Source organism: Methanocaldococcus sp. (genome assembly GCF_024490875.1).
In the GTDB taxonomy this organism is placed as follows: Archaea; AGJL01; Methanococci; order Methanococcales; family Methanocaldococcaceae; genus Methanocaldococcus.
In genome coordinates this window covers 1-13,384 of the sequence record NZ_JACCLX010000024.1, presented here as the reverse complement: position 1 = coordinate 13,384, position 13,384 = coordinate 1, and the positions used below count along the sequence as shown (strand labels likewise).

At 26.6% G+C, this 13,384-nt stretch carries 13 protein-coding genes and 1 pseudogene; 6 read left to right on the top strand and 8 right to left on the bottom strand.

What is annotated here, in order from left to right:
- Nucleotides 1-29: 29 nt before the first annotated feature.
- From HZY31_RS04400 to HZY31_RS04390, 3 genes are read left to right on the top strand one after another with little or no spacing between them, the layout of a single operon-like run.
- Nucleotides 30-1,607 carry a type II/IV secretion system ATPase subunit gene (locus tag HZY31_RS04400; RefSeq protein WP_297318241.1) on the top strand — a complete coding sequence of 526 codons (1,578 nt, stop codon included), beginning with the start codon at nucleotides 30-32 and terminating at the stop codon, nucleotides 1,605-1,607.
- Between the two features lie 29 nt (nucleotides 1,608-1,636).
- A complete protein-coding gene (locus HZY31_RS04395; RefSeq protein ID WP_297318240.1) occupies nucleotides 1,637-2,674 on the top strand; it encodes a type II secretion system F family protein in 1,038 nt (345 codons plus the stop codon).
- Nucleotides 2,675-2,687: 13 nt separating this feature from the next.
- Nucleotides 2,688-3,587, top strand: coding sequence for a type II secretion system F family protein (locus tag HZY31_RS04390; RefSeq protein ID WP_297318239.1), 900 nt, complete (start codon nucleotides 2,688-2,690; stop codon nucleotides 3,585-3,587).
- A gap of 4 nt (nucleotides 3,588-3,591) precedes the next feature.
- Here the strand turns inward: HZY31_RS04390 and HZY31_RS04385 are convergent, their stop codons facing one another.
- From HZY31_RS04385 to HZY31_RS04365, 5 genes are all read right to left on the bottom strand, one after another.
- Nucleotides 3,592-4,101: a TIGR00295 family protein gene (locus HZY31_RS04385; protein WP_297318238.1), complete on the bottom strand. Its 510-nt coding sequence runs from the start codon at nucleotides 4,099-4,101 to the stop codon at nucleotides 3,592-3,594.
- A 14-nt stretch (nucleotides 4,102-4,115) separates the two neighbouring features.
- Nucleotides 4,116-4,694 (bottom strand): transcription factor E, encoded by a 579-nt coding sequence (gene tfe / locus HZY31_RS04380; protein WP_297318237.1) that lies wholly within the window; start codon nucleotides 4,692-4,694, stop codon nucleotides 4,116-4,118.
- Nucleotides 4,660-5,757, bottom strand: a complete 1,098-nt coding sequence (locus tag HZY31_RS04375) for an ATP-grasp domain-containing protein (RefSeq protein ID WP_297318236.1) — start codon at nucleotides 5,755-5,757, stop codon at nucleotides 4,660-4,662. Before HZY31_RS04375 ends, tfe begins: the two co-directional genes overlap by 35 nt.
- A gap of 68 nt (nucleotides 5,758-5,825) precedes the next feature.
- On the bottom strand, nucleotides 5,826-6,764 hold the full coding sequence (gene mptA / locus HZY31_RS04370; protein ID WP_297318235.1) for a GTP cyclohydrolase MptA: 939 nt from the start codon (nucleotides 6,762-6,764) through the stop codon (nucleotides 5,826-5,828).
- On the bottom strand, nucleotides 6,748-7,977 hold the full coding sequence (locus HZY31_RS04365; RefSeq protein ID WP_297318234.1) for an ArsR family transcriptional regulator: 1,230 nt from the start codon (nucleotides 7,975-7,977) through the stop codon (nucleotides 6,748-6,750). The genes mptA and HZY31_RS04365 overlap by 17 nt, the downstream gene beginning before the upstream one ends.
- Before the next feature lie 640 nt (nucleotides 7,978-8,617).
- Between HZY31_RS04365 and HZY31_RS04360 the strand changes: the two genes are divergently transcribed.
- Nucleotides 8,618-9,148, top strand: coding sequence for a MarR family transcriptional regulator (locus HZY31_RS04360; RefSeq protein WP_297318233.1), 531 nt, complete (start codon nucleotides 8,618-8,620; stop codon nucleotides 9,146-9,148).
- A gap of 523 nt (nucleotides 9,149-9,671) precedes the next feature.
- Here the strand turns inward: HZY31_RS04360 and HZY31_RS04355 are convergent.
- The 3 genes from HZY31_RS04355 to HZY31_RS04345 are packed head-to-tail and all read right to left on the bottom strand — an operon-like array spanning nucleotide 9,672 to nucleotide 12,180.
- The gene (locus HZY31_RS04355; protein WP_297318232.1) at nucleotides 9,672-10,733 is read right to left on the bottom strand and encodes a transcriptional regulator; all 1,062 of its coding nucleotides are present in this window, start codon (nucleotides 10,731-10,733) and stop codon (nucleotides 9,672-9,674) included.
- On the bottom strand, nucleotides 10,730-11,413 hold the full coding sequence (gene cobI / locus HZY31_RS04350; RefSeq protein ID WP_297318231.1) for a precorrin-2 C(20)-methyltransferase: 684 nt from the start codon (nucleotides 11,411-11,413) through the stop codon (nucleotides 10,730-10,732). Before cobI ends, HZY31_RS04355 begins: the two co-directional genes overlap by 4 nt.
- 17 nt (nucleotides 11,414-11,430) lie before the next feature.
- Nucleotides 11,431-12,180: a coenzyme F420-0:L-glutamate ligase gene (locus HZY31_RS04345; protein ID WP_297318230.1), complete on the bottom strand. Its 750-nt coding sequence runs from the start codon at nucleotides 12,178-12,180 to the stop codon at nucleotides 11,431-11,433.
- A gap of 120 nt (nucleotides 12,181-12,300) precedes the next feature.
- On the opposite strand from HZY31_RS04345, the gene HZY31_RS04340 reads away from it, so the two are divergent.
- On the top strand, nucleotides 12,301-13,122 hold the full coding sequence (locus tag HZY31_RS04340) for a DsrE family protein (RefSeq protein WP_297318229.1): 822 nt from the start codon (nucleotides 12,301-12,303) through the stop codon (nucleotides 13,120-13,122).
- A gap of 12 nt (nucleotides 13,123-13,134) precedes the next feature.
- Nucleotides 13,135-13,384: pseudogene (locus HZY31_RS04335) on the top strand (hypothetical protein); the annotation flags it as partial.

Sequence of the window (13,384 nt, the reverse complement as noted above, 5' to 3'; positions counted from 1 at the left end):
ATTTTATATTTCATTTAAGAGGTGGTATTATGGGATTATTAGATAAATTACAAAAAAAAAATGAGATTGGTAAAAGACCAGAGATTTTTAAAGAAGATACTTTATTAAAAAAAGATATATCAGGCGAAAAGAAATTAAAAAAAAGTAGGATATCTCAGGAGGATGTTATAGATCACTATACAGTTACGGTTGATGAAATTACTTTTGATATTATAATACAAAAAAAAGAAGGGTTTATATATTATATAGTCCCAGAAATTGAGAAAATGTCCTCTGCTCTATCATCTCTTACAAAAGATTATATAAATTTAATAAAAATGCAGATTGGAGACTTAGGTTTAAGTACTTATGAACAAATAAGTAATTTTCTCTCAAATTTTTCAATAAAGTACAATGTACATATACCACATATTCATTCTTTGGCTAAATATTTCTATTTAATATCAGGAAGGTTAGGATTATTAGAAATTCCAATAAATGATGATAGATTAGAAGATATTATGGTTAATGGATATAATCTCCCTGTCTATGTTTTTCATAGAAAACATCAAATGTGTGAAACAAACATTATTTTAGATAGAAACGAAGTAGATAGAATTATTGAAAGTATTGCAAATTTAGTAAATAGACCTATTGATTCAAGATATCCTATGCTTGATGCATTTTTACCAGATGGTAGTAGAGTTAATGCTACAACTGCTGATATAACAATGAATGGAGCTACTATAACCATAAGGAAGTTCTTAAAAGATCCACTAACAGTTATTGACTTGATAAACTTTGGAACTTTAGATATAGATACAGCCGCATTTTTATGGCAAGCTGTTGAAGGACACTTTGGAGCTAAACCAGCAAACACATTAATTGTTGGAGGTACGGGTTCTGGGAAAACAACATTATTAAATGTTCTATCTTTATTTTCAATGTATAACGAAAGAATCATAACAATAGAAGATACTCCTGAATTGCAAATTCCTCATAAACACGTTATAAAGATGGTTACAAGACCTGCAAGACCTGGTATGCAAGAGTATGAAATTACTATGGATGATTTAATTAAAAATGCTCTAAGAATGAGACCAGATAGAATATATGTTGGAGAAGTTAGAGGAAAAGAAGCCCATTCACTACTCGTTGCTATGAATACAGGACATGACGGTTGTTCTGGAACATTACATGCAAATAGTGCCGAAGAGGCTATTTTAAGATTAACTAGTCCTCCAATGAATGTTCCAAAAATAATGCTAACAGCTTTGGACTTTATTATTCACCAGCAAAGAATTAGAAGAGCTGGAAAAACTGTAAGAAGAATTTTAGAAATAGTCGAAATTGTTAAAGGTGGTGGAGAAAATAATGAAATAGCTAAAACTAAACTTTATGAATATAACGGTTTGAAAGATACCTTAGAAAGAAAAGGAATATGTATGTGGGAAGAAGAAGTTTGTGAAATTGCAGGAATATCAAGAGAAGAATTATATAGAGATAGAGAAAATCGAAAGAAAGTTTTAAAATATTTATATAATAAAAAAATTAGACAGTTAGAAGATGTTGCAAAATATATTATGAAATATCAAATAGATCCTAATTCAGTGTTAAAATTAGTGTAAATAATAAATTTTTATTATTGGGGATCCTAATGGCTAAAAATATAAAAAGTATAAAAGAAAAACTTAAAAAACTTAAAATAAAGATTGATATATTGCTATATAAATGGGGACTTAAACCACTTGACGCTTCTCTTATAAATGAATTAAAAAAACAGGGTGAATTAGTAGAAATACCCACATTTCATGATGTTTATGTTGAACCTGATGACATATTATTAGCTGAGAAATATAAAGAATATGAATATTTATTTTATGAAGAAGAGTTTATTAAAAAACCTGCGGAATATTTATCTAATATTTCAAAAAATTTAAAGTTTTTTTCAAAAAATTTATTAAGGTATATGGGTTACGAAAATGAGATAGAATATTTTAAAAGAGTTGTTGTATATATAATAATAGTATTTATGGGATTACTAATATTAGGAATTTTAAATAATAATATTTTTGAGGGATTAATAAACGGATTTATTGGAGCCATAGGTGTTTTGATACTTTCATTATTTTATCCAAAACTTAGATTAATATTATTTAGAGGAGAAATAAAAATTCAAGTATTATTTGCTTTAATTTATATGATATCATTATTAAGATCCGGAGCATCCCTTCCAGAGGTTCTTGATGTTCTTTCAAAAAGTTATGAATATGGTATAGTTTCTTTCGAAGCTAGAAATATAATCAAAGATATTACAATTTCTGGTTATAGTTTAGTAGAAGCTTTAGAAAGAGCTAAATTAAGAACAGAAGTTCCAATATTAAAAAAACTATATGATCAACTAATTATTGGATATAACAAAGGTAACCTAGATTTATTATTGGAAAAACTATATGAAGATATTGTGAGAACGTCTTTATCTAAATTAGACACATCAAAGTTTTTAATACAAAATTTAGGAAATCTAACCTTTGGAGTAGGATTAATACTTCCATTTAGTGGAATGATAATATCTACTGTAATGTCTAATCAAGGATTTAATGGAATATTAAATACTATAGATCTTTTACTCACAAAAATTGGTCCATTATTAACCTTAATATTTGGAATATTTGTCAAGTTAAAGATTGAATAAAATAGGGATAGTTATGAATAGATATTTTGATCTTATTTATTATAAAACTATTAAAAAGAATACGATACTTTTACGAAGGCTTGGTAGATATATTGATGAAAAAATATTTATAAGCTATATAATTTTAATTTTTATAATTTCAATAATAATTGGTTTATATTTTCATCTATCATTAAAAGGAATTGCAATTTTAGCATTTATATATACTGGGGCAGCATTATCATTACCAACTATTTTATATGAAAATAAAATAGAGACATTAGAAAATAACATTCCAAACGCATTGTATGTTATGATATTGGCTCTTGAATCTGGAAGATCTATAAACGAAGCTATAGAGGAAGTAGTAAAGAGTAATATAAAAGAGGTTAGCACCGTTTTTAGAAGAATCCTATATTTAATGGAAAAACAAAAACTAAGCTTTGAAGATGCTGTAACAGTTGTCTCCACATTATACGGTTCAAAAGTTTTAAAAATGTTAGCTAAAATTTTAATTGAGAATAGAAAATATGGAGGAAATTTAGCAGAACCATTAAAAATTTTAGCAAAAACTCTTGAAGATCTAAAACTTTATAAAAGGCAGTTATTAAGTGTAACAGCTACTGGGTTAGCATTAGGTTTCATTATATTATGTGGTATTGTCCCAACAATTGCCGCAGTATTGGGAGCTTATTTAATAGTCACATCAAAGATGGTTGGTGGTATGGGTAATATACCCCCAGTTACGCCTAAAGACATTTCAAGAGGTTTAGAAATTATACAAATGGGTACTACAATAATAGGTATGCTATTTGCCATACCAATATATGGACTAAAAATTGAAAGGATGTTTTTAATATCCTCTATAACTATGACTTCTGGTATTTTAGCATATCATGTAATTCTAACTTTTGCTCCAAGATTATTCTCCTAATATATTATTTTAAATAACTATTTATTTCATCATTTAGTTTAATTATTCTAATAAGTGATGGATGATTTTTTCCAAGTCTTTTTTCAAATTTTTTTATAACATCATCAATTTCTACTCTCTTGGTTTCAAATATTAAGTTATCTGCGTGAGCTACTATTTTCTCCTCCAATGTTATTGGCAAATAATTTTTAGGGGGTAATCCAAGTTTTACAGCCTCTTCTTTAGTAATTCCAGCCCCTATATGTCTCTCAGCTATTAACGCTATTCTTTCATCAAATCCATACATTCTTAAAATATTAGCCCCAACAACTCCATGCTCTATTCCATGAGTTATACTCCTTCCAATATCATGTAATAAACCCCCTAATCTAACAAGTTCCACATCAACACTATATCCATTGTTTTTTATAGACAAGGCTATTTCATAGGAATATTCAGAAACAGCCAAACAATGCTCTACAACATTCTTAGGACATAGATTTTTTAAAATAGACAATGCTTTTTCAAAATTCATAATCTCCCGTAGTTTTATTTTTTATTATATGATGATGTTTTTAAATAAGGATTATTTTTTAATTCATCTTTTAAAAATTTTATTTGTTCTTCTAAATCTTTAATTATTTTACTATTATCAAATTGTTGTAGCATATTTCCACAACTTGGACATTCAAAGTTATAATCCATAGCTTCATCAAATGTAAATCTAATATTGCACTTTGGACAGTAAAAAAATATGTTATTTTTTTCAAACTCCAACTTTTTTTCAAGATCATTTATTAATTCAGTTATTTTTTTTCTAACTACATAAGGAAGTTTTTCAAGTGTTGGTAGCCAAGTATAGGAATACCAATTAGTATCCTCATCCTTCCATCTTTTATAATCAACTAATCTTGCATCATACAACTTATAAAGTAACTTCCTAACTACATTAAGTTTTACTCCTAATTCTTTTGCTATTTCCTCCTCTGTTGTTTCATTCTTTTCTAATAAAATATAGATAATATCAAATCCTCTCTCATCTCCTTCAAATATGTTAAATAGAACTTCCTGTATTAATGGATCATTTAGCATTTCATATATTTTTTTTATCTTCTTCTCTTTTTTCATACTCTACACACTCCTTATAAACTCTGTTTATTATTGATTTAATATTTTCTTTTGCAATTACTGTAACTATTGGTTCCCCTTTTTCGATAATTGCATTTTTTTTTGGAATATCATAAACAAAGTTTCTTTTTGATATATTAGCAATAATTTTTTCTTTAGCAAACAGTATTCTCTTTATATATATCTCTTTTAATCTAATCTCACTAAGATATTTATAGTCTAATAAAACTCTTGCTAAATTTTTTGATGAACTCATCTCTATAATCTCATAAGTTCCTAAAATTCGAGGATTTATATCAACGATATATGGCTCATTATCTCTAATTAAAAAATCGATGCCATTCATACCTTTTAATTCAAAAACTTCTATAATATCTTTAAATATATTAATATAATTATGGGATAATTTTAAATATGGTGTTAAATTTCCAGCATACATTCCATTAATAATAATTTGTTTGTTAAAGGTTATAAATTTATTGTCTATGAAGTTGGCACTAAAACTTTTTCCTTCAATAAATTCCTGAGCAATAACTGGAAATTTAATTTTATTAATTATTTCTTTTTTGAAATCATTTAAATTTAGTTTTAATAAATATCCTCCACTCCCATAAATTGGTTTTAATATACAACAGTTAAATTCTTCTAAAAATTTATATAATTGATTTTTATTATTGATTTTTTTAGTTATTGGAATATTGTATCCTAATTTTTCTAATTTTTTGTATGTTTTGAACTTGTTAGATATCTCTTTTATCTTTTTTGGCTCGTTTCCCACAACCTTATCCCATTTTGGTATTTTCGAATTTTCAGATTCAAAAACACCTGATGTTATAAAAACATAATCAACATTATCAATTAATTCATCAGCCTTTTCAATTAATTTATTCTCATCATAGTTTTCTCTTAATTTTCCATGATTGTAAGGATCTATAAAATAATATTTTACATCTGCATTTAAATCTTCTGGAGAGTAGTATGATACTGAATATAAAAAAAATCCTAATTTTTTTAAAGAATTAACCACTGGTCTTGTATTTATTCCAACAATTAAGGCTTTCAAATTATCACTCATAAATTCATAAATTGTTTTCTTATTTCTTATCTTATTATAAAAATAAAAATTTATCTTTATTCATTTTCTATTTCTTTTCTTAACTCTCCAAGTGTAGATACTTTTTCAGCATAGGCATCATGCCTGTGAATACTTTCCATGTTAATCTGTCTAATTAAGACTTTTGTTTCATCAGGTAGATGTTTAAACTTTTCCACAATTCTTTTAGCCATCTCTCTAACGCAGTCTTCAACAAATTTAGGATTTTTATGACTCTGCTCTACTACATAAGCCTCATCACTTCTTTTTAAAATCCCACAAATTTCTGCACTCATTGATTTTTTGATTATATCTATAATTTCCATAATTTCTATGTCGTAACCAGTAGGAATTTCCAATATAATTCTTCCAATTCCTCTCTGATTATGTGTAGCAAAAATAACAGAATCAATGATTTTTTCTATATCTTCATCTGAAAATCCTTTTTCCTTCAATCTTTTAATAGATATTTCTTTTATTAAATTTTGCGCACATGGGCAGGCTGTGATTCCAACAACCTCTGCTCCAACAATTTTTGTTAATTCAATTCTATCCTCTTTTTTTATTCCTCTTGCTCCTCCCATAATTTTATGAATTTCTTGAGAATATTTTCCAGATATAGGACTCTTTTCTTTTGTCATAAAGTCACTAACCATAAAAACCTCTGCCTCTGTAGCATATTCGTGTTTTTTAAATAATCCTTTAACAATCTCTTCACAAATAGTTTCCATCTCATAACTATCTATTTCTAAGGCCTCATCAATAATTCTTTCTATAACTTCTGGATTTCTTGACATATGTATTCCTTTCTGAGAACTTGGAAGATTAACAAAAACTTCAAAAGTTGATAGCAAAATTATAGGTCTTTTATTTTTTCTTTTCAATCTAACGAGTTTTTTTAAGTTTGTAATTCCTACTCTTGTCAATGATATTTTAACATCTGGCTCAAAATTTTGTATATCATATTTCCAATTCATCATCTTCACCTATTAAAACATCCCTAAGTTCTTTAGATAGTATATAATAAACATTGTTTCCATCCCGTTCTTTATAAATATATCCCATCTCATAAATGTCAGATAAGTGAGTCCCAATAGTGCTTGGAGATTTTTTTAGATACTCAGAAAGTTGAGTTACTGTTGCAGACCCTCCAAGTTTTGCCATGACCTTGACAATTTCAGACTGTGCAGGAGTTAAGTGATTTAAAATCTGATGCCCTACACTAATTCCAAGAGAATGTATTGCCTTTTTTACTACATCTTCATCAATTTTTGTTAAGCCATGTTTTATTGCTATGGAAATTGATTCTGAACATGTCATTATTATCTTTCTTGGGATCCCATCACATTCTTCAACTATCCTATGTATAGCATTTTCAGTAAATGGATCTAATTCATCAGATCCTTCAACATGGGCATCTTCTAATCTTCTTATAATTAAATCGTAAGATTCATCTTTAGATAATGGAGGCATGTTTATTATTTTTGGAATTCTATCTTTTATTGGGGGAGATATTTTTGTTAAATCATCCATTAATGTTGGAGATCCCGCCATAAATGTCAATATTCCCTCTTCATATAAAAATGAATGGAAAAATTGTAATAATGACAAACAACTCTTTTTTGCAAATTGGTCTGCCTCATCAATTAATATTATACATAATCTATCTGGACTTTTAACTTCGTTTATTAAATATTCTAAATCTCTCTCTATTCTTTCTCTTGGATAATGTATTGGAACTTTATCTCCGTAGTTGTTTAATTTTCTATACATATCTAAGATTCTATTAGAATGTTCCATATAGTCAGTTTTTATAGTTCCACTCATCGTAATAATGTTTTCAGTTAAGATATTGTATAATAGTTGTATCAAAAACTGTCTTGGAGTTACTTGAGATGCAGTCATCTCTACTACCCAATGTCCCTGCTTTTTTGTTGCATAGTATATAATGTTAAGCATTGAACTCTTTCCTATACCCTTAGTTCCAACTATTGCCGCATTTGCCACACTTCCATGTAAGGCTGATCCTAAAATCTCCCCAATTTCTCTCAACTCACTAACTCTCCCTACAAAAAACTTAGTGTTTCCTCTTATGGGCTTTTCAGAAAATGGATTATATTTTAATTTTAACTTGTGCATAGTACTCGCTATTGAACTCGCAGACATTTGTATAAACTCTATTGGGTCCATATCCCTCTCACCAAAATAACGTATGTTTTTCGAATTTTTGTTTTGACTATTTTATATATATTTCGAAAGTTAGAATCTTCAAATTTTAATTAATTTTTATATATGAATTAACTATGAGTATAGATAATTTTAAATTACTTGTGAATCTAACAATAAAATATAGGAAATATTGTGAATCTAACTTTAACTTATGTAAAATCACAATCGAACATTCTCAGAATTAAACTTGAATAAAATTCTAAATTATATATATACTATTATTATGAAATAAAGATTTTTTGAATTTTTCTCATAGAAATAAAATAAAAACTAGAAATTTAAAAAATTGTGAATCTAAAATTTTTAGACAAAATAACTATGAATCAAAAAGTATATATAGTATTAACAATACTTAAAAAATTTGATATAGAAGTATATTAAAAAATATTTTAGATATCACATAAATAAGGAATAAATATTTGAGATAAAATGATTATACAACTTAAAAATTCCCAAAATGTCAGTAATACTATACTGCGTAATACTGAAGAAAATTAAAGTCATGAATCAAAAACTTTATAAATAATTAGCTTAAAAATAATTGAGTAAATATAAAATTTTGATCAGAAATTTTACAAAATAATAAAAAAAGGTGTCAGAAATGGAAAGACTTCCATACGAATTAGTATCAACTATATTCAGAAAGGCTATTTTACATTATGTGATAATATGTGGCACAACCTATCCTCAATCACTCTCAAAAAATTTAAATATATCGAAAGGTCTTGCATGTTCTTTTTTAAGGCTGTGCTCAGCGTTAAATGTAATGAAAAGGGAAAGGGCTGGACATAAAGTATTATATTCATTTACAACCAAAGGATTGGCCATATTAAAAAGATTAGCCCCAGAAATATTCGATTTGAGTTTTTCGAATGTTTTCGAACATTTACATAAAAAGAAAATTGCTACTAAGTATTACCCACTAAGTAAGATAGGGTTTGAAATCAAATGGAAGAAGGATAAACTTGGTGGATATATATTTTCCTTCTTTGATTCTAATGGAGAGCATTTAGGTGATGTTTTTAGAAGCAATACTGGGCAATGGTGGTGTGTCATCTGCCAGTGTAATAACTGTAAACATATTGAATATCTGAAAAAACTCTATAAAATATTGGAAGATCAAAATGAATAAATTTCGAATTTTCGAGTCGCATGTATGTATATGGTCACTGAATTTGAAAAAATTTTATGAATTGAGAATTATCACAAAATTAAAATATTGATAATTATGCCTTATTTTTAAAAATAAATAGTATTAACTGGACTTTTTATTAAAATAAACAGTATATTGTTTCCATTTTTTATAAATATCAAAATTTTGACAATATTTTTATTAAATATTTTAATATTATTTTTTAATTAATCTTATTTTTGGTTATTTTTTGTTTTTGACATATATATAGTGTAATATAATATAATCCTATAATCTCTAACTTTGTGATAATTAAACTAAAAATTGATTGGGTATACCCTCTGGAATTATATACATACATGCGACTCGAAAATTTGAAAATCTTATAAGAAAATGCTATTTAAATTAAATTCCTTAAAGTATAAAATTTAATTCAAATAAGAAAAATTAGGAAGTGTCATATTTATGCACAACACATATGAAATAATAAAATATAACTATTTCGTATGATTGTAAAATTTTGTTATATTTTACTCGAAAATTCGAAAATCCGTATATTCCAAGATATGCTATCTAATAGGTAAATGGAAAACCAAGATTTGTAATATTCTTTATATTTTTGGATTAAATTTAAAAGAGTTCTTCGATTTAATTTTAATCTAAATCTTAATTTTCCTTTATATTTTATCTTTGTTAGAATTCCCAATTCGACCAAATCATCTAAATATTTATATAGAGTTGATAATTTATAATTAACTTTATATATTATATCTTCAATTTTAAACTTTCTTAGTTCAACAATAACTTCAACTAATTTTTTATATTTCGAATCAACTATATATGGTAAAATTTTAAGCCAAGGTATTTTTAATTCTCTAAGTGTTTTTATATTTCTTTTTGAATGCTTTAATATAATGTAAATCATGTCTAAGTTTCCGTTAGTTATTTTTAATAAGTATGACGCCACTTTTTTACTTATATAATAACCATGAACATGTGCAAAGTATTTTATTGTTGCCTCAGTATTTAAAATACCTTCTGGGAAAATCCTTTTAATTATTTTATGGCAGTCTATAGGATACCTTAAAACAACAGTTATATTGTTTTTTCTCAATACTTTAACAAAGTTTATAAAACTCTTTTTATAGTGCCACATTCTTATGTCGTGTATTTCTAAAACTAATATTGGATTTAAAGCTCTTAATAAAGAAATTACTTTTCCTATTACCTTTTCAAATTCCCATTTCCTTATATTTTTAAATAGATCACCTATTCCTCTATACCACGCCTTTTTTGCCCTATAATATTTATCAAATTTTATTTTTTCATCAATATATTCTAAAAGATTTTTTAGCCAATGAGCATTCTTATAATTCCTAAATAGATAGTATTTAGCTTTAATTTGGTAAATTAGTTTAGATATTGTTTTTTTTAAGTTAGGAGTGGCTAAAATTCTAATTATGGGTATATTCTTAGATACTATAAATTTTCCATTTTCATCCAAATTTAGTAAGTTGTATCTATCAGTTGGAATTAAATACAATCCATTTAAAAATTCCTCAGGAACTGCTTTTACAATTTTCATTTTTTAACCTTTTTTATTATTGCTAAGGATAGATAATCATTAAATTCATCAAAATTTAACTCTTCAAATTTTCCAATAGCCACTTTTTCATCATCAAATGTAACTCTTTTTACTAAGCCTATGATGTAATCATCCTTATTTTTTATCTTCTTTAATGCCTCTTTTAAATTTTTTGTTTTCATTACAATAATAGTATCAAATTCATCAATATATTTTTCTAAGTCTTTTCCTTGTGGAAGAATACAAAGTTTTTCGTCTCCTTCGACTAATGGAATGTTTAAAGCAGAGGCTGAGGCAAATATTGAAGATATTCCGTTAATTATTTCCACTTTAACACCATTTTCTTTTAAAAGTTTCCATATATATGAGAATGTGCTATATAAAGTTGGATCTCCTATAGTAATTATCGCCACTTCACCATCTTCATTTAAAATTTTTTTTAGTGCATCGTTCCAATATTTTTGTAATTTTTCTTTATCTTTAATCATTGGAAATAGTAATTCTTCTATATCTTTATCTTTAATGTAGTCCTTTACAATTTCATAAGCGATAGATTTTTTTCCTTGTTTAGATATTGGAATAAATACTTTATTAACTTTTTTTAAAACTTCTAATGCCTTTAAGGTTAGTAATTTTTTATCACCAACACCTACTCCAACCCCATAAACTTTTTCTACCATTTATATTCACCAAAAAATTATGTTCTAAAAATATCTTCTTCTTTTGGTCTAATTAAATCTTTTCCTTTTCCTTCACCAAAAGGAACTTTAGCCCCTCTAATTATTACAACTGGGATTCCTTCATTAGCCTCTCCCATAACAACATTAGCCATACTTGCCAACTCATCTGCAATGGCAACTTCAGTAGTTTTTAATTCTCTTCCAAATAAATCTTTTTCTCCTTTTCTATCCCACAATGCAATAATTCCACTAACACCTATTGCTATACCAACTGAACCTTTTCTAAAAGGTCTTCCAACACTGTCTGATATTATAACCCCAACTTTTTTTCCTGTTAATTTTTCAATCTCTTTTCTAATTTTTTCAGCACTTTTATCAGGATCTTTTGGTAGAGTTTTTATTCCATTTGATACATTGCTCTCATCAACTCCACTATTTGCACAAACAAAACCATGCTTAGTTTCCGTAATAATAAAATTCTTTCCAACCTTAACGATCTCTTTGGCCTCATCTAATATAACTTGAACAACTTTTGGATCTTTACCAGTTTTTTTTGCTAATTCAATTGCTTTTTTTGAAGGAATTATTTTGTTTCTATCAATTACATTTCCTTCCAATTTTGAGATTAATGTTTCTGCAATTACAATAATATCCCCATCTTTAATAGGATATTGAGAGATTAATTCTGCTATATTCACATTTTCATTACCTTTAAATATTGGTAATTCTAAGCCAATAACTTCTATTTTCCTTTTTTCTTTTATCATAAAAACCACACGTATGATTTTATATTAAATATTTAATATAAAAGTATATTAAAGTATAACATAATATATACTAATTGTATAATAAATAATAACTATGAAAACTATAATGAGGGATTGTATATGATAAGAAAATTTAAAGTTAAAGGTTTAAGAAGTCCCTCTTTGTTAATTGATATGATATTAAGTGACACAAAAGAAGGGATTTTAATAGTAGAAACTGATGGAGAAGAACAAATAAAAGATATTGAAAACTTATTAAAAAAATACAACTTAAAATATGAAGTCGATGGAAATATAGTTAAAATTTATGTTGGAGAAATAAAGGCAGATAAAACTATCAATGTTGTAGGTGCTACTTGTCCAGGACCTATAATGATGGTTTCTGACATGTTATCAAAAATGAAGAATGGTGAAATTTTAGAAATTATCTGTGGAAAAAATGCATTAACAGATTTAACAGAAGGATTAAAAGGAATGGGTAATGAGATATTAAAAGTTGAAGATAGAGGGGATGGGACATATAGGATATTAGTTAAGAAAGGTGAAAAGAAAGAAAAAGAAGAAAAGGCAATTACAAAAATTGATGAATTATTTATAATCAATACTACTGGAACTGGAAACGCTGAAAAGGCGTATGCAACATTTATGCTGGCTGATGTGGCCTTAAAAATGAATTTAAAGCCAACAATATTTTTAATGATGGATGGTGCAAGTTTAGGTTTAAAAGGAGAATGTGACAAAGTTAAGCATCCAGCATTTCCAAAATTAGGAGATCTGGTTAGAGATATATTGAAAAAAGGGGTAAAAATATATGTTTGTGAATTAAGTGCAGAGTTTAGGGGAATTAATGAGAGTAATTTAGAGGAAGGCTTTGAAATTGCAGGAGCTCCAACATTCTTAAACTATCTATCAAAACCAAATGTTAGACCTGTATGGTTATAAGTGGTGATAAATATGTCCAAAGAATATTTAAAAAAAGACGATGTTAATTTATTTTTATCAGCATTATATTATGGAATAAATAAATCTATTGGAGATGTAATGGGCTCTGGTGGAATGGTTTTAGGTAGAAGAACATCTAAGGAAATGGTTAATTTTCTGAAAGATGAGGGAATATTAAAAGAAAATATGAGTTTTGAGGATATTAAAGAGTTATTTGTTGATAAATTTGGGCTATCAGAAGATTTAAAAATTGAAGATTCTG